This is a genomic window from Vibrio sp. 10N.286.49.C3 (genome assembly GCF_041469545.1).
Classification (GTDB): domain Bacteria; phylum Pseudomonadota; class Gammaproteobacteria; order Enterobacterales; family Vibrionaceae; genus Vibrio; species Vibrio tasmaniensis_A.
Window position 1 is genome coordinate 61,407 of sequence record NZ_JBFRKT010000024.1, and the last position, 16,367, is coordinate 77,773.

Sequence of the window (16,367 nt, forward strand, 5' to 3'; positions counted from 1 at the left end):
CCTGCACCTGCACCTGCACCCAAGTTTCAGCCTGCTCCGGCACCGATGCAACACATGCAGCATGCCCCTCGCCCACAAGGCCGAGGCTCAATGAACAGCAACACCGTATCAACTCATGATCTCAACGAAGAAGAGATACCATCATGGGCAGAACGTGCGTTTAAATTCTCCGGTTTGACCGGTGACCATAGTTTAGTATGGAAGAAATTTGTCCTCTGGTATAAAGCCAAAGCCAATGAATTAATGCCACTATCTCGGATTGAATCCAAGCTGCAGTACTGGCTAGTTAACGAGAAGCAAAATGAAAGACAACAACAGCAGAAGACCTCTCAATATTCAGGAAATGCAGGACAAGCTCAAGGAAATGGGTATAGACAAAAGCTTAGCCCATCTGAACGCTTCAGGCAGCAGCTCATTCAAAAAGGCAAAAAGCCAACCTTCTGAGCCCGCTTCACCTGTTGTTCCTGACTCTACAGGCTCAATAATACCTGAAGTTATTGAAGCACAGAGCACTGAAGTAGCGACACCCAATGCTGCTAGCACGGGTTCGTCTCAACAAGTGCCTGTTGTTGACCAAGATCCAGCAGAATTAGAGCTGACCGATTGGTGTATCCATGTTTTCGGTTCTTTCTTGAGCGTGTACGAAACTCAGTGGGAATACCAATACGGTAGTGAACCAAGCGGAAAGTTTCTTGAGTTTGCACACTCTGTAGACTCAGACGGCCTTAATCGCGTGCTAATGCATTGTCATGAGCGTATTCAACTAGGCAACAGTTGGCCGCCGCAAATGGGTGAGCTTTGGATTCTAAAGGATTCATTAACAGAAGAAGAGCTGCTTGATAGCCGCATTCGCGTGTTGTCACGCACAGCTGTTAACAACATTGAAAAGTGGCTTATCCAAAACAAGCTGTACGACTTGAAACGCACCGCTGAAAACAAGCTTGATGGCCTGTTTAAGAAGTACTATTTGGAAGCAAAACGTTTAGATGAGAAAGGCATGCTAGAAACTGAATTACCGCAGTTCCTTCTTGCTGCTAACTCCGTAAAGAACCTGAACGATTTAAAACGTGAAGAGTACGAAAGCCAACACGGCAAAGCGATTAACCCAAGAATTCAGAAAATTCTAAACAGTAAAAAGTAGCCTTCTACGGTCTACGGTCTACGGTCTACGGTCTACGGTCAAAAAATACCGTCAAGATTACCCGGTCAATAGATACAAAAATGCCAGCTATCAAGCTGGCATTTTTTATGAGTTTTACTAACCCATCAAACAATTATCCGACCGCTATTTACGATCGCCTTACTGATTAATTACAGTAGGTGGATAGTTGCGTTTAGAGAGAAAACGCCTGAGTCGTCATCTTTCATGTTGAAGTTTTGGTAGCTAGCGCCTACAGATAGTGGGCCAAAGATGAAGTATTCTGCGCCTACACCGTACATGATATCAACTTCGTCTTGCTTGAAGCCGTTCGCTTTAAGCTCATAAGAGTGAAGACCACCCTTCGCGTATACGTGAAGAGGACCAAAGTCGATGCTTGGTTTGATTGCTAGGTAAGTTGTGCTTGCGTCTAGTTTAGTCAGTGTTTGGTTGCCGTATTTAACACTGTCGAAAGAACCTAGATCCCAGTAACCCGCTTCAACACCAATAAATGGAAGGATGCCCGTACCCACGTGGATACCCATCGCTGTCTCTTCTTGATTACCTAATGAGTTTTGACCACCCATTGCGCCGCCGTACAACCAAGAATCAGCCATCGCTGTTGAAGATGCACCTAGCAGTGCTAGAGCCAATAACGTTTTTTTCATATTCGACCTTTTTCGTCCTGTTGGCAGGCCTTGCGTGGTAATGAATTGCCACCAAGTCGCCCTGTATGTAATAACTATTCAATTAGTAATGCAATAAGCAAGATTTATACCCAAACCTTGCCATTGCGTCTAGCTTTATTCGTTTAGCAAGCATCAATCGCGTTTTTAACACGCTTATCTGATACTGGGTAAGGTGTACCGAGTTGCTGTGCGAAGAAGCTTACACGAAGCTCTTCTATCATCCAACGCACCTCTTTTACATTTTCTGGAACCGCGATCCCTTTTGGAATTTTATTCAGCAGCTCTTTGTAATCATTCATTACAGAGTCCACTTTGATCATATGAAGGCGATCTTTATTCGGGTCAATCGGCAGTTTTTCCATTCGGCGCTCTATCGCTTTCATATAGCGTAGAATATCCGGCAAGCGTTTCCAGCCGCATTCTGTGGCAAACCCCTTAAAAATCAAACCTTCTATTTGAGCTTTAATGTCTGAAAGCGCAAATGCCATTGAAAGATCGACACGCCCTTTCAGCTTCTTACTGATGGCGAATGCCGTGGTTAAGATAGTTTCAACCTGTTGAGCAATCTCAACAACTGTGTCATCCAACTCTGCACGTACGTGTTCTTTAAGAGCTTCAAACTGCTCTGGCTCCCAAACTATGCCGCCCTTCTGCTCAATCAGCTTATCAATACCACAAGCGATACAGTCATCGATAAGATCGAGCACCTGTCCGTATGGGTTGAAGTACAAACCGAGCTTAGATTTGTTCGGTAAATTCGAGTGCAAGTATTTGATCGGCGATGGTACGTTCAACAGAATTAAACGACGCTGACCCGATTTCATTGCAGTGATCTGCTCTTGTTCTGTTTCGAACAATTTGATCTCTACGCTGTCTTTGGTGTCCACCAGTGCTGGGAAGGCTTTAACATCATAGCCACCACGTTTCTGCTGGTAGACTTTTGGTAACTCACCAAAGCTCCACGTATGCAGGTTTTGCTGCTCGATGTCATCGTCTGCCACTTTAGAAAGTGTTTCTTGAACCTTGTCTTTCAGGCTCTCTTTCAACTCATGCAGGTCTTTCTGCTCTTTCAGTTTGCGCTTGCGATGATCCACAGCACGGAATGTTACCTTTAAGTGCTCTGGAATCTGGTCTAACTTCCAGTCATCACGTACCACTTCCACACCGGTCATACGGCGCAGCTCTTTCTCAAGGGAATCCAATAGTGGAGCTTCAAGCGGCGTAACACGAGCCAAGAACGCATCAGCGTAGTTTGGCGCAGGCACAAAGTTACGGCGTAGCGTTTTTGGTAACGACTTAATTAGGCTAATCACCAGTTCCTGACGTAGGCCTGGGATCTGCCAATCAAAACCGTTCTGGTCTATTTGGTTCAAGATAGGCAGCGGAATGTGTACCGTTACACCATCGTTGTCGTCGCCCGGCTCAAATTGGTAGCTCAGCTTCAGCTTGATACCATTTTGATGCCAGAAGTTCGGGTAATCCAAATCAGTAACGTGGCTAGCATCGCCTCGGAACAGCATCGACTTTTCAAAGTTAAGCAGTTCCGGTGTTTTCTGGCTGGTCTTCTTCCACCATGTGTCGAAGTGACGTCCTGAAACTGCCTCTTCACCCACACGCTGGTCATAGAAATCGAACAGTTCATCATCGTCGATCAAGATGTCACGACGACGCGATTTATGTTCTAGCTCTTCCACTTCTTGTAGAAGCTTACGGTTTTGTTTGAAGAAGGCATGTTTAGTTTCCCACTCACCTTCAACAAGTGCGCTACGTACAAACAACTCACGGCTGACGGTTGCGTCAATCGCACCGTAGTTTACTAAGCGTTTTGGAATGATTGGGATTCCGTAAAGCATCACTTTTTCGTGAGCCATTACCGCCGCTTGTTTCTTCGACCAATGTGGTTCGCTGTAGCTACGCTTAATCAAGTGTTTCGCTAATGGTTCAATCCATTCAGGCTGAATTTTGGCGATAACACGGCCCCAAAGTTTTGAGGTTTCCACCAGCTCCGCAGACATGATCCACTTAGGCTGTTTCTTAAATAGGCCTGACGCAGGGAAGATATGGAAGCGTGCGTTACGAGCACCTTGATATTCATTCTTCTCTTGGTCTTTCATACCGATGTGCGAAAGTAAACCAGATAGCAGAGACATGTGAATGCCATCGTAGCTGCCCGGTTCTGTATTCAGCTTGGTATTTAATTCACGCATCGCTTGGTGAATTTGGAAGTACACATCTTGCCATTCACGGATACGTAAATAGTTTAAATAATCTTGCTTACACTGTTTGCGGAACTGGTTGCTCGACAACGCTTTTTGTTGCTGCTTAACGTAATCCCAAAGGTTCACAAACGTGATGAAATCCGACTCTTTATCGAAGAAGCGCTTGTGCTTATCGTCAGATGATTGTTGCTTGTCCGATGGGCGCTCACGCGGATCCTGAATCGACAATGCAGAGGCAATCACCATCACTTCGTGTAAACAGCGGTTGCTTGGCGCTTCAATTACCATACGCGCTAAACGTGGATCGATAGGTAGCTTAGCGAGCTTACGACCAATAGCGGTTAGCTTCTTCTTGTCGTCGCCATGATTCTTGTTTTTGTTCGCAGACGGTTCGACTGTCGCGATCGCTCCCAACTCTTCGAGTAGCCTTACACCATCTTGAATATTGCGCTTATCGGGCGCTTCAACAAATGGGAATGCTTGAATGTCGCCTAGACCTAACGCTGTCATCTGAAGGATAACCGATGCTAGGTTAGTACGAAGAATCTCAGGGTCAGTAAACTCTGGGCGTGATTCGAAATCTTCCTCAGAGTACAAGCGAATACAGATACCTTCCGCAACACGACCACAACGACCTTTACGCTGGTTTGCGCTTGCTTGAGACACTGGCTCAATCGGTAGGCGTTGTACTTTAGTACGGTAGCTGTAACGGCTGATACGCGCCGTACCCGGGTCGATTACATACTTAATACCCGGAACGGTTAACGAGGTTTCTGCCACGTTGGTCGCCAGAACAATGCGTCGACCAGTATGAGACTGGAAGATACGGTTCTGTTCACCCGCCGATAGACGTGCGTAAAGCGGAACAATTTCGGTATCACGCAAGTTACGTTTGCTTAAAGAGTCGGCAGTATCACGAATCTCACGCTCACCGTTCATGAAGATCAAGATATCGCCTTGGCCTTCATCACACAGCTCATCTACCGCTTCAAAAATGCCTTCAATTTGATCGCGGTCTGAATCACTGTCATCACCACCTAGTGGGCGGTAACGCGTATCAACTGGGTAAGTACGGCCTGACACTTCAATGATTGGCGCGTTGTTAAAGTGCTTCGAGAAACGCTCAGGATCGATAGTCGCCGACGTGATAATCACTTTCAAGTCAGGACGCTTTGGTAGAAGCTCTCTCAAGTAACCCATGATGAAGTCGATGTTCAGGCTACGTTCGTGCGCTTCATCGATAATGATGGTGTCGTACTGGCTTAAGAAACGGTCGTGTTGAATTTCCGCCAGTAGAATACCGTCGGTCATCAATTTGATTTGGGTGTTTTCAGAAATTTGGTCGTTGAATCGAACCTTGTAACCAACGAATTCACCCAACTGCGTTTCCATCTCTTCCGCAATACGGTTTGCAACCGAACGCGCCGCAAGACGACGAGGCTGAGTATGACCAATTAGGCCAAAACGACCTCGGCCAAGCTCAGAACAAATCTTGGGTAACTGAGTAGTTTTTCCCGAACCCGTTTCACCCGCCACGATAACCACTTGGTTTTCAGCAATGGCTTTCGCAATATCATCGCGCTTTTGGCTTACTGGGAGAATCTCTGGGTATTCGATGGTTGGTTTCTGCGCAGCACGCTGAGTTGCCGTCATCATTGACTTGGCAATATCTAACGCAATCTCATCGAAGACAGCGTGCTTAGATTGTTCGTTCTTGATTTTACTCGCGCCAGTAATTCGCTTACTCAAACGGAAGCGCTCACGCATCATACATTCGTGGAGCGCTTTACGAAGAGATACTGGGCTATTCTGAGATGATTTTGTCTTTGTCGCTGATTGTTCAGCTTTTTTGGTATTTGATTGTTCAGCATTTAATTGTTTAGCAGGTCGGTTCGATGCAGGCTTATTTGATTTCGCTTTGCTCTGTGGAGAACTTGGCTGTGCTGCATTCTTGTTGTTATCTGCTTTTTCCGGAGACGAAGTCAAAGCGTGTCCTATTCTTGTACTTATTAAACTCGCGCGATTATATCACAAGTCTCAAACAAAAAAGCCTGACAACAAAGGGAAAACCTTTTGCTATCAGGCTGATTAGTCACTCTCACGTTAGTAAAAGCGATGGAAGCGTGACGAACGCAAACCGAATGTTTCAAAAATCACAGTTAAAAACTAAACGCTAAAAACGCCTGTTATAAACTGCCTGCTAAAAACGGCGCTTAAAACTCGTACTGTAGATAAACCGTATTGTAGTTACTGCCGCCTTTGATTCGACCAAACTGAGAGGCGTTTTCAAAAATAGCAGAGCGGTGATGCAACGAATAGCCGAACCATAAGTTGTTCAGGTCATTCTTACTCATTAAATCACCTACGTTTACGTCGAACGAAAAGTCGAGATAATTAAGCAAGTGGCTCCCGTTATAACCCTTCTCTTTCATCTCTTTCGCTTCGATGTAAGTCAGCGAATCGATGTAAGACATACCTTCTGCCACACCAACACGCCATTGAGTTGGCCAGTCGAAAGTGTAATACGCTTTAATTGCGACAATGTATTCGGTGCTGCTTGACTGAACATCTGAATTCCAGTGATGCGCGATACCCGGTGTTAAGTAGATGTCCAATGGGAAACCGAAGATCTCATCGGTTAACGGGTGGCCATAGAAGAAGGAGGTCAACTGGTTGTTGTATTCGTCTTTCTCCCTGTTGAATTTCATGATGTCGCCAATATTCGATGGCGTCGCCCAGCCGTGTGCAACACGTAAATACGGCGCATTGCTCAGCTTAGGTTTTGGCGCTTTGGTTTTATCATTGAAAAAGCCAAAACCAAGGTAAAGTTCGCCTTGATAACGGTCTTCGACAATCGACGAATCGTAAGCGTTGTCATCCAGTCGAGTCACACTGGTTGAACCCAATAAGTATAAGTTCGAAACCACATGGTAACGCGCTTCTACACCGACATTCAGGTCCACACCTGCGCCGATGGTTTCATTGGCTGCTGAGTAATACTCGCTGTTGAAATCCGCACTTTTATAGCGCAGTGTCGCACGCGGAGTGAACTCCCAGTCTCCGGTTTCATACTTAGCTTTCGCACGTAAGTTACCGTGAAAATTGAATTCACTGTCGCTCATTAACTCCGTTTCGACAGACCAAGGCCCATCAAGTTGGTAAGTCAGTTGAGCACCAAAGTCCGCCGTATCACCTTCAATTTCATTCTGCTCAGAAGCAGGGATATCAATAAAGCGCAGGCGAGAGATAGCATTAAGAGACCATTTCTCGTCATCGGGTTGATAAAGGTAAGCACCCATCTCAGTTCCATCAATGAACACATAGTCGTTCTTGAAAAATAGCATTGGAACAAAAGAGCTAACCGTTTGGTCGCCACCTGACGTGTCGTAAGGAATACTTGCCGTACGAAACATTGCAGCGATGCCCCACTCTTGCTCTTCAGCGGCCCACGCATTCGCACTTAGGAAAACGCTACTGACGAAAACAACGCCCGACGAAGCGAGAGTCGGTAAATATTTGAGCTTCATTCTTATGTAATTACTCTTTGTAATAAATTTTGTGTTACTGAATAGACATTTATTAGCCATAACGGCTAACTAATTTTAGGTTTGAGCGGCATTGACCGTTACAATGTAGAATATTCTCGGTTAAATGAAAGCATTGTGAAAGTCTCCGAATTACAAAACATTATAGATCACTTACCCAAAGATTCCGATCCGGATATTGTTATTGGTGAAGCGTGGTTGCCTGAGCGTTTGGTGAATACCAACCTAGACGGCGACATGCTATTTCTTGAGTTCGATAATGCCCCTGAAGACAATCAAGGGGATGAAGAAGGCCGTGGTTTTGTTGAACACGAAATTGCTATGATTCGTGAAAAACTGGAGCAAGTGTTAGATGACACATCCGATACCAAGACCAAAGCCGATGCCCTATTGGCAATATTTCTAATGGGCCATGAACTTTCTAGCTCGGAAGTTATCGAACTCCTTGAAGCAGATGGTTCTGAAACACCTGAGTCTGAAATGATCGCGCCTGACATAACAGAGCCTGAAACGAACAAGCTCGAAACAAAACAACACCACGACGACTAGCCACCAACGATTTTAGGTACCGTATTGAAACCCTCTACGACATCATCTCTTCCCCTGTTACTCGCCGGACCCATTTTAAGAAAAACGACTGCAACTGAAGTCGTACTTTGGTTAGCCACCAGCTCGCCTCTGACAGGCAGAGCCGAACTTCATACTCAAGAAATAGACGATTCTGAAGCAGCACAAGACCAGCCGTTTTATACCTCATCGCTTGAAGATCATGATTCGATTCAAATCGGTACACATGCGTGGGTAACGCTCATCCGCTTACAAGGTGAGTTCCCGACGAATACACCTCTAGAGTATGACGTTCACACAGAGTCAGGCTCATTAAAAGAGCTCGCACCTCACCTTGTTTACAACGGTAAATCTCGCGTTGAGTTTAAGATATCGACCTCGGCTGATTACATTCTTCATGGCTCTTGCCGTAATCCACATCATCCAAGCAAAGACAGCCTAGTCGCAGCCGATAACAAGATTGCCGATCAAACCGTCGCTGAAAGACCCGATATGCTGATGATGAGCGGCGATCAGATCTACGCTGACCATGTGGCAGGCCCAACACTTGATGCTATTCAGCAAGTGATTCAATTGCTTGGCCTAGTGGGAGAGAGCTTACCGACTGACTCGCAAGTTAACCGAATCAACAGCAGTGACGCCTTATTTGAGAGCGAATATCACTTATATCAACGTGATCAGTACTTGCCACACCACACCACTTCAGAATCCATGCTCGATAAGTTCTTCCCGAATCGTGGCGTACCGATTTTTAGCTCTACCGATTGTGAAAACCACTTGGTCACGCTGTCTGAGTTTATCGCGATGTACCTGTTAGTTTGGTCGCCGACACTGTGGCAGTGTGTCAATCGAGAGCGCTTAATTGAGAATAACTTCACTCAAGGTGGACGCCAATTAACACCGACTGAGCAGCAACAGTGGCGTGATGAAAGCGTCATCATGGATGATTTCATTGCTGGCTTACCGCAAGTACAACGTCTGTTCGCACATATCCCTACGTACATGATCTTTGATGATCACGATGTGACCGATGATTGGAACCTTACCGTGGGTTGGGAACATGCCGTAGACCAAAACCAGTTCGCAACTCAAGTCATTGGTAACGGCCTTGCGGCTTACTGGATGTGTCAGGGCTGGGGTAATAAACCGGAGAGCTTCGACGAGACATTCATCGAGCAAGCAAAACAGCTTTTTGTCGATCAACCGCGCGTTCTTAAACAAACGCATGACGTTGAACAAACGAACAGTGAAACCGGCGATGCCGCGGCTACTCACTCTGTTAGCGACATCGAGCCAAACAAGCATCGAGCCTTCATTGAGATGTTGAGTCGCTTTGAGGAGTGGCATTACACAATAGATACTTCACCCAAAGTCATTGTGTTGGATACCCGAACCCGTCGCTGGCGTTCGGAATCTCGTATGAATAAACCTTCAGGTTTGATGGACTGGGAGGCCTTGATTGAATTTCAACATCAATTGATGCATCAAGATAAAGTCGTGATTGTTTCTGCTGCGCCAATGTTCGGCGTTAAGTTCATTGAAACACTACAAAAAATGGCGACAACAATTGGTAAGCCATTGGTGATTGACGCTGAAAACTGGATGGCACATCCGGGCAGTGCCAATACGCTGATCAGTATCTTTACCCATACCAAAACACCGACCAATTTCGTGGTGCTTTCGGGCGATGTTCACTACTCCTTTGCTTACGATATCAAGCTTAGATACCGCCGAAATAGCCCGAACATTTATCAAATCACCTGTAGTGGCATTAAAAATCAATTCCCAGCGCCGCTGCTTAAATTCTGTGATGTGTGGGACAGACTATTGTATAGCCCGCGCTCGATTCTGAACTATTTCACCAAGCGAAAGCGCTTAAAGATCGAGAAGCGGAGCCCAGACAATCAAACCTTCTATCGCCTTTCAAACCGAAGTGCGATTGGTGAGTTAAGGTTAGATAGCGACGGGAAGCCGCAAGCGATTACGACGTTAAGTGGTGACGGTAAAACCACCCGCTTTCCTGAACCTTACTAGGGCGTGTTGACCTTTCGAGCTAATTTTTGCAGCGAGTTGCTGGGTATTTATACAAGGCAGAGGCTTCGATGTGTAGCTAGCCTACATGAGAAGCCGATAACGTAGTAGAAATGACCAGCAAACGCTGCCCGAAGGGTTCGGGCTGGGCGCCCCCGCAAAAAGCGTTTTACTCTTTGTTGAGGGAGATTTGCTTAGAATGACTAGGCTACTTCCCCCTCGCCGCGATTAAAACGCTTTTATCTCGAACAAAGTTTAACCGCGAAAGGTCAACACGCCCTAAACAAGTGTTCCTTATTGCTGACCTCTTCGTAATGTCAGTTTTAAGTAAAGACGCTTGCGATCACACTCCGTAGGCCCAATAGTAATAATATTCACCATAACTGGAATGCTCTTATGTTTAACTCACTTACCTCGTTATTTAAACAATTAGTTGACGGCTCTGATTTAGGCAAAACGCCCACTGCCTCACCTAACTTAGCCATCGCCAGCTTGTTATGCGAAGTCGCTGGTGCAGACCACGCGATCAACGAATCAGAGCAACAAGCCAAACTGCACTTACTTCAGCGTTTACTGAACATAACCGAAGAAGAATCAAAAGCTTTATTAACACAAGCTGAGCCTCAAGTTGAACAATCTGTTTCTCTGTACGATTTCACTTCTCAACTGCGAGAGCTTTCGCAGCCGGTTCGCATAGAATTAATCAAAGCTATGTGGGAAGTCGCGCATGCGGATGGAGAGATTGACCCACTTGAAGATTCAGTGATCCGTAAAACCGCAGAACTGCTCTACGTTGACCACAGTGACTTTATCAAAACTAAGCTGAACGTCATCGGTAAAAGCTAACCAAAGGCTCGATACTCACGTTTAGTGACTGGATCAACGTAAACGGTCGCCATGCATGATGCCTTTGAGCTCTAACGGCGTGCCCTTCTTAGTGACATAAAGGCCGCGCTGATTTGATACCAACACACTGCGCTTGCCTTGTGTTTGTTGAATGTATAAGTGCTTGATATTGAATGTCTGCTTATCTTGGGCCTGATCTTGATCCAATTGATAAAAGTAGTAATGATTCCCCCAGCGCAAGAACACGCCAAACATCTGCTTAGTTTGAGCGATATTCCCATCGATATCGTAACCAATGTACTGCATTTTGACTCGACCATTTTCCAATCGAAGTGATATTTTTTCCCAGCCTACCATCGGGTATTCTGCGGAAAATTTATAAGTACTTTTGGTTGCGAGCCCAGAAATTAAGCCTACATTTAGAATCACAAAAAACGTGAGTAAGATAGGCATCCAAAACTTACGATTCATATCACTCACCCTCGCTCATCGTCATTATCGTCATCGCAAGACAAAGATTTAAACTGGTGACTCATCTCTTTCCAGCGCCCGTTTATCAATGCGACGGCTTGGATATTCTGGCACCCAACTCCGATGCGATGCAGATAAAGCGAATCAACACCGAGTTCTGAGACGGTATTGAGTTCGGTTAATAATTCTTGATCAAAATTCAAACTGTCGTGATAAACATCCATGCCACGATAGCTCGTTTTATCCATAAAAAAAACGAACTGATAAAACAGCACGAGAAGAAGCGCGCTGACTACAATTCCGGCAATACGAGATTGGTGACGAACGATAAAGTGCTTCGCCTTGAACTGACGTGATTGTGGATCCTGTTGCTTTGATTGCCCAGCTTGTTGGCTCATGCCTGAAGGCTTAAACGGTGGCGGTGATGTTAACTCATCAACGATGGTGGTTTTCTCTGAAACGATGCCTGCTTTCTCTGAAACGATGGCGGCTTTATCTGAAAACGCAGCTTCAACATGCGCTTCAGCGGTAGGTGTTGGCATCGATAAATAACTACCGACCTGTTTCAAACCATTGAAGCTGTACCCTTCCTTTTGAACCGTTAAGATTTTGCAATCACACTCAAACGAATTTAATGCCGTGCGAATGTTCTTAACCGCGACATTAAGTGAACTGCCCGTCACAACCCTGCCCGGCCAGCAATGCTCAAGTAAAAAGTCTCGACCAACGGCTTTTGGGCTGTTCTTCACTAGATGTTCAAGGATCAGACCTTCTGAGGGGGATAAGGTGACCCGCTTACCAGATTCCGAATTAATGAGAGTATTGTTATTCAATTCGATACCCGAAGCGTCTAAGGTGATCTTATCAGGGCTATTGGCGTTCATTTCGGCGAGGCGTTCATAAATAAAAGGTCATCAAAAAGGTGTTTATTTGGTCGAGCTAATACCAAACCATACATGGAAAAGAAGAGTAATAAGTTTAGTCAATAATTAAGCCAAATATAAGCTCAGCAAGTAACAAGATAAAATAACAACAAGGTGAGCCAGTCACGAAAACTCACTCACCTATGAACATAGCCAAGTTTAACTCTAAACTTGTCATGGTCCTATATTAAGACCTCGTCGTTACGCAATCTGAAAACGAGGTCACAATTCTGTTCTAGCGAAATTATAGTTCCAGTTTGAATCCAAGTTCACTAATCATAACTTCAGCGAAGCCTAACTTTACTGCATTCAACTGACTGGCAACTCCGCGAGCTTGTTCTTCGTTTTTAGCCAATATTGCCATTGAGTAAATGGGTCTGATCATCGCTTTTTGGTTTGGCTTCTCTTGAGCTATTTCTTGATGTTTTAAGTAAGCAGAAGTAATCACGCCTTGAGCGCTCCAATCGACAACCATTTGTAAATCTTGGCTGATAATCTCATCGACAATGAATTGATTCTCAGGCTCTGTCCAAGCGAGTTCGACTGCGTAGTTTTTGAAAGCGACGTCAGTGTTTAACCACTTATTACCGATGTCTCTGATTTCAGTCACCTCGACAAGCTCTTTAAATTGGAATGGTAGGTTACCAATCAACTCTCGAACGTGCTGTTCACTGTCCGCTTCAATCACAAACTTAATCATCGGAAATTTCTTGTCTCCGATAAAGCTTTCCGATACGAACATATCGTGTACCAAGCCCGCGTCAATTAAGTTAGCAAATGCTTTTTTCTGATGAGGCATCGCCTCAAATACCGCTTGAGCATCGTCGGTTTTCCAAGCGACTGACACACCGTATGCCGCAGCATGGGCATGGGTTGAAAAAAGAGTCGCTGAAAGTAGAAAGCTAAAAATAGCTAAAAAGGTTCCTAGAGTTGTTTTCATTATGTGGTTTCCTGATTAGTCGCGAATAATTTCATACAAGTTAGGGTCAGCAGAAACCCCTTCGATTTTTAAAGGTGGTAGCTCTTTTCTCATCACTTGTATTGCATCATGGAATTGCTTCTTACTCTCCCATTCAGCGACATTGATAAAGCGGTATGTCGCGTCCGAGCTTAAAGAGCGGTGCAGTTTGGTCGATAGGTATCCGGGTTGCTTCATCAATACGTCTCGCGCATTTTCCCAATACGTTAATGTAGCGGCCTCATGGGCCGGCTCGACTGAAAAGGTATTTATCAATACAACGGGTTGTGCCGAAACCAACGCACTTACGCTTAGCGCCCCCAGTGCCAATCCATACTTAATAATGTTCTTCATCCTATTCTCCTTGTTTTGGGTGAGCTAACGCTACCACCTAACCCTACCCAATCAAGGTCGAGACCTGCGATTTAATATTAATTAAAAAGCTAAATTTCAAACCAATATTATTCACTCGTAAAATAAGCGATGTAGCCATTCACTATTGATAAACCACTTGTTGAAATTAGGTTTCTTGGGATAGTCATTGCCCTTAACGTGAATAGTCATTGCCCTCAATTTGGATCGTCATTACCCTCAAATAACAGGCACAAAAAAACCACCTAATAAGTAGGTGGCTCTTCATTTTAATAACTCACAAGATTCAGGCTAACTTTAAGTGTTTAACCTTTCAGTATTTAACCAAGCGCCTCTCTGAAATACAAACGATTACAACATAGTCAGCGCAAGCTTTGCCAAGTTATAAGCGTCAACATAACCAGAGTGCTGACGACCTTCCCACTCAATGTTTTTCGCTTCTTGAGCAGCACGGTGACCAATACGTTTTTCTTTCAATCGATTCTGAACTCGATAAAGCGTGGCGATATTCAAGAACTCGCTGAACGGAGGTTCGATGCCTTTCTCAATACACTCTTTGTGTAAGATAAGGTCGTCACGTCCCCACGCTGCATAGATTTTTTTTGGTCCACCGAAGTTCTTAATCATCGACTTGATGACAGATTCTAATGGACGACCTTGCTTTTCGATTTTACGAGGTGTTATGCCCGTTAGCTCGGCGCAGAACAGAGAGACTTCGTCTTTCTCTGGCTTAACGTAGTATTGTGCTCGCTTGACGATAGTGCCAGATGCTAGATCAATTTCAGCAAGACCAACTTCAATGATCTCGCCTGTTGTTCCCACACCGTCTTCGCTCCAACAGCACATTTCCAAATCGAAACATACCACTCGATTGTGATTCATACGTCGCCTAATTCTCTCGTCAAAAATTTTGTCAAATTGTACATGAGCCCAATACAGAACTCGACCCTAGTTGCATCAAGTGCTCATTTAGCCTGCAATTGTAACGCGATTTCGGCCATTTGACTTACTTAGGTAAAGCATACTATCGGTTTTTTGAAGGAGTTCTTCGATGTCTTCTTTACTGCGGATGGTAGCACCGATACTTAGAGTACAACTCAATAGTTGGCCTTTATGCTCACAGTGAGACTCGCTCACCGTATCTAAAATGCATTCTAAATAACGAGCCAGTGCGTCGTGTTCAATGACGCTCGAAATGATACCAAACTCATCTCCTCCCATACGGAAGACATGATCGCCCTCTTTCAAACTGCCTGAAATCAACTGAATTACATGAACCAGTAAGGCATCACCAGCCGGGTGGCCAAATTGATCATTAATCCCTTTAAATTTATCGACATCAAATCCAATCAAGCTAAACGGCTTGTCACCTTGTATCGCTTTATCGAGCACCTTATTAAAGGCTCGTCGATTATAAATCTCTGTGAGGCTGTCATGATTGGCAAGAAAACGGAGTTCTTCCGTTCTTTCATCAATCATTTTATACAGGCGTACTTTTTCTTGGACTTGCAGTTTAACGATATAAGAAAGCAACAGTGAAATAGTCGTGCCCACGAGGGCAATCCCGGCCAACACCAGGTAACCATTAAACGAAATGCATGAGTCTATCTTGAAGTCGACAACCCATTCACGGTTAGTGAGTGTGATTTTCTTGGTGATATGTTGTCCAGTCACACCCTCATAACCTTTCGTTTCGAACAAGACAGGTGCATCTTCGGCTTCAAAACCGACATCACTAACGCGGACATAAACATTCATATCCCCAACCGTCGAAGCCAGCAAGTTCTCAAAATAGTATGTGGTGCGAACCACACCAATTACAACGCCGAGTAAGTTGTCACTCTCTCCCTCAAAGACAGGGTGATACACCAACATGCCACTCTTTTTTGTGTCTTTATCTAGCCCATCTTGTATCAAGCGAACTTTGTCTGAAATATTCGCCTTACGTGTCTGTTTGATATTATCTAGAACGAGATCAAATCGCTCTCTAGAAGAGTAAAAGCCAAGAACTTTGTTGTTTGGTTCTGTATTGGGGAAAATATCGCTAGCAACGAAAGCTGGCTGACCATCCAAAATGTAGCCATAGGTTTTTGCTTGGTTCTTAGGAATGGTATACAGCTTAAAGAATGGGTACTTTTCTTTCATTTTCGCCGTGTGCTCAGCTATCTCGTCTGCGGGCACTTTTTGCATCCACTGCAAGGCAATTAAACTCTTTGAATCATCTATGGTTTGCTTAGCAAAGCGATCAAACTTATCCCAATTTTCAGGGTCATTTGCGTAGAAAAAATTAGCACCAGACCCAATATATGCAACATCATTATCTATAAAGGCTTCCAAGCTCAATGTCTGGTGAGTAGCAAAACTATCCAAATTCATATTCAGCGCACGCTTTTGATTAAGCATGACTAATACAAAGCACAAAACAGTAATCAAAAAACTGACCGAAAATACGACCAACGGGAGAGTTTGTCTCTTCAACCCTGTTAGTGGGTCAGTAGTTTGGGGCATGCGGGTTCCAAATAGGCTCTATTGAATGAAAAGTATATAACGGACGGAAATAATGCTCCATTCATGTTTAGTCCTAAATGTCACATTAAACGGGCATTTT

13 protein-coding genes and 1 pseudogene are annotated in these 16,367 nt (G+C 44.7%); 5 read left to right on the forward strand and 9 right to left on the reverse strand.

Annotation, left to right across the window (positions count from 1 at the left end):
- Together AB4180_RS11580 and AB4180_RS11585 are read left to right on the forward strand one after the other, a co-directional pair.
- Positions 1–444 (forward strand): annotated as a pseudogene (locus AB4180_RS11580) (hypothetical protein); the annotation flags it as partial.
- Positions 365–1,141, forward strand: coding sequence for a hypothetical protein (locus tag AB4180_RS11585; protein ID WP_102249803.1), 777 nt, complete (start codon positions 365–367; stop codon positions 1,139–1,141). The pseudogene AB4180_RS11580 and the gene AB4180_RS11585, both read left to right, overlap by 80 nt.
- A gap of 170 nt (positions 1,142–1,311) precedes the next feature.
- Here AB4180_RS11585 and AB4180_RS11590 read toward each other — a convergent pair whose 3' ends face one another.
- From AB4180_RS11590 to AB4180_RS11600, 3 genes are all read right to left on the reverse strand, one after another.
- On the reverse strand, positions 1,312–1,806 hold the full coding sequence (locus tag AB4180_RS11590) for an outer membrane beta-barrel protein (protein WP_009847008.1): 495 nt from the start codon (positions 1,804–1,806) through the stop codon (positions 1,312–1,314).
- Positions 1,807–1,949: 143 nt separating this feature from the next.
- Positions 1,950–6,032, reverse strand: a complete 4,083-nt coding sequence (gene hrpA, locus AB4180_RS11595) for an ATP-dependent RNA helicase HrpA (RefSeq protein WP_102249802.1) — start codon at positions 6,030–6,032, stop codon at positions 1,950–1,952.
- Positions 6,033–6,259: 227 nt separating this feature from the next.
- Complete coding sequence (locus AB4180_RS11600) at positions 6,260–7,573, reverse strand: MipA/OmpV family protein (RefSeq protein ID WP_102249801.1); 1,314 nt, start codon at positions 7,571–7,573, stop codon at positions 6,260–6,262.
- Between the two features lie 81 nt (positions 7,574–7,654).
- Between AB4180_RS11600 and AB4180_RS11605 the strand changes: the two genes are divergently transcribed.
- The 3 genes from AB4180_RS11605 (at position 7,655) to AB4180_RS11615 (ending at position 11,035) form a co-directional block, all read left to right on the forward strand.
- Complete coding sequence (locus tag AB4180_RS11605) at positions 7,655–8,140, forward strand: hypothetical protein (RefSeq protein ID WP_017101161.1); 486 nt, start codon at positions 7,655–7,657, stop codon at positions 8,138–8,140.
- A 24-nt stretch (positions 8,141–8,164) separates the two neighbouring features.
- A complete protein-coding gene (locus AB4180_RS11610) occupies positions 8,165–10,192 on the forward strand; it encodes an alkaline phosphatase D family protein (RefSeq protein ID WP_102249800.1) in 2,028 nt (675 codons plus the stop codon).
- A 393-nt stretch (positions 10,193–10,585) separates the two neighbouring features.
- Positions 10,586–11,035 (forward strand): TerB family tellurite resistance protein, encoded by a 450-nt coding sequence (locus AB4180_RS11615; RefSeq protein ID WP_009847013.1) that lies wholly within the window; start codon positions 10,586–10,588, stop codon positions 11,033–11,035.
- A gap of 33 nt (positions 11,036–11,068) precedes the next feature.
- Here the strand turns inward: AB4180_RS11615 and AB4180_RS11620 are convergent, their stop codons facing one another.
- The 6 genes from AB4180_RS11620 to AB4180_RS11645 all read right to left on the reverse strand — a co-directional run bounded on the left by AB4180_RS11620 (position 11,069) and on the right by AB4180_RS11645 (position 16,267).
- A complete protein-coding gene (locus AB4180_RS11620; RefSeq protein ID WP_029222865.1) occupies positions 11,069–11,506 on the reverse strand; it encodes a hypothetical protein in 438 nt (145 codons plus the stop codon).
- Between the two features lie 5 nt (positions 11,507–11,511).
- A complete protein-coding gene (locus AB4180_RS11625) occupies positions 11,512–12,255 on the reverse strand; it encodes a helix-turn-helix domain-containing protein (RefSeq protein WP_241909269.1) in 744 nt (247 codons plus the stop codon).
- Positions 12,256–12,673: 418 nt separating this feature from the next.
- Positions 12,674–13,369 (reverse strand): hypothetical protein, encoded by a 696-nt coding sequence (locus tag AB4180_RS11630; RefSeq protein WP_017102684.1) that lies wholly within the window; start codon positions 13,367–13,369, stop codon positions 12,674–12,676.
- Between the two features lie 15 nt (positions 13,370–13,384).
- Entirely contained in the window at positions 13,385–13,741 is a 357-nt protein-coding gene (locus AB4180_RS11635) for an antibiotic biosynthesis monooxygenase (protein ID WP_012604199.1), read from the reverse strand.
- Between the two features lie 369 nt (positions 13,742–14,110).
- Positions 14,111–14,641: a 3'-5' exonuclease gene (locus tag AB4180_RS11640; protein WP_009847018.1), complete on the reverse strand. Its 531-nt coding sequence runs from the start codon at positions 14,639–14,641 to the stop codon at positions 14,111–14,113.
- Between the two features lie 87 nt (positions 14,642–14,728).
- Positions 14,729–16,267: a sensor domain-containing diguanylate cyclase gene (locus AB4180_RS11645; protein WP_012604200.1), complete on the reverse strand. Its 1,539-nt coding sequence runs from the start codon at positions 16,265–16,267 to the stop codon at positions 14,729–14,731.
- Positions 16,268–16,367: the final 100 nt, after the last annotated feature.

What these genes read in the sequence shown, in the direction of transcription:
- AB4180_RS11585 (WP_102249803.1), top strand. Translation starts at nt 365, where the DNA reads ATGGGTATAGACAAAAGCTTAGCCCATCTGAACGCTTCAGGCAGCAGC.
- AB4180_RS11645 (WP_012604200.1), bottom strand. Translation starts at nt 16,267, where the DNA reads ATGCCCCAAACTACTGACCCACTAACAGGGTTGAAGAGACAAACTCTC.
- AB4180_RS11620 (WP_029222865.1), bottom strand. Translation starts at nt 11,506, where the DNA reads ATGAATCGTAAGTTTTGGATGCCTATCTTACTCACGTTTTTTGTGATT.
- AB4180_RS11635 (WP_012604199.1), bottom strand. Translation starts at nt 13,741, where the DNA reads ATGAAGAACATTATTAAGTATGGATTGGCACTGGGGGCGCTAAGCGTA.
- AB4180_RS11630 (WP_017102684.1), bottom strand. Translation starts at nt 13,369, where the DNA reads ATGAAAACAACTCTAGGAACCTTTTTAGCTATTTTTAGCTTTCTACTT.
- AB4180_RS11600 (WP_102249801.1), bottom strand. Translation starts at nt 7,573, where the DNA reads ATGAAGCTCAAATATTTACCGACTCTCGCTTCGTCGGGCGTTGTTTTC.
- AB4180_RS11615 (WP_009847013.1), top strand. Translation starts at nt 10,586, where the DNA reads ATGTTTAACTCACTTACCTCGTTATTTAAACAATTAGTTGACGGCTCT.
- AB4180_RS11640 (WP_009847018.1), bottom strand. Translation starts at nt 14,641, where the DNA reads ATGAATCACAATCGAGTGGTATGTTTCGATTTGGAAATGTGCTGTTGG.
- AB4180_RS11590 (WP_009847008.1), bottom strand. Translation starts at nt 1,806, where the DNA reads ATGAAAAAAACGTTATTGGCTCTAGCACTGCTAGGTGCATCTTCAACA.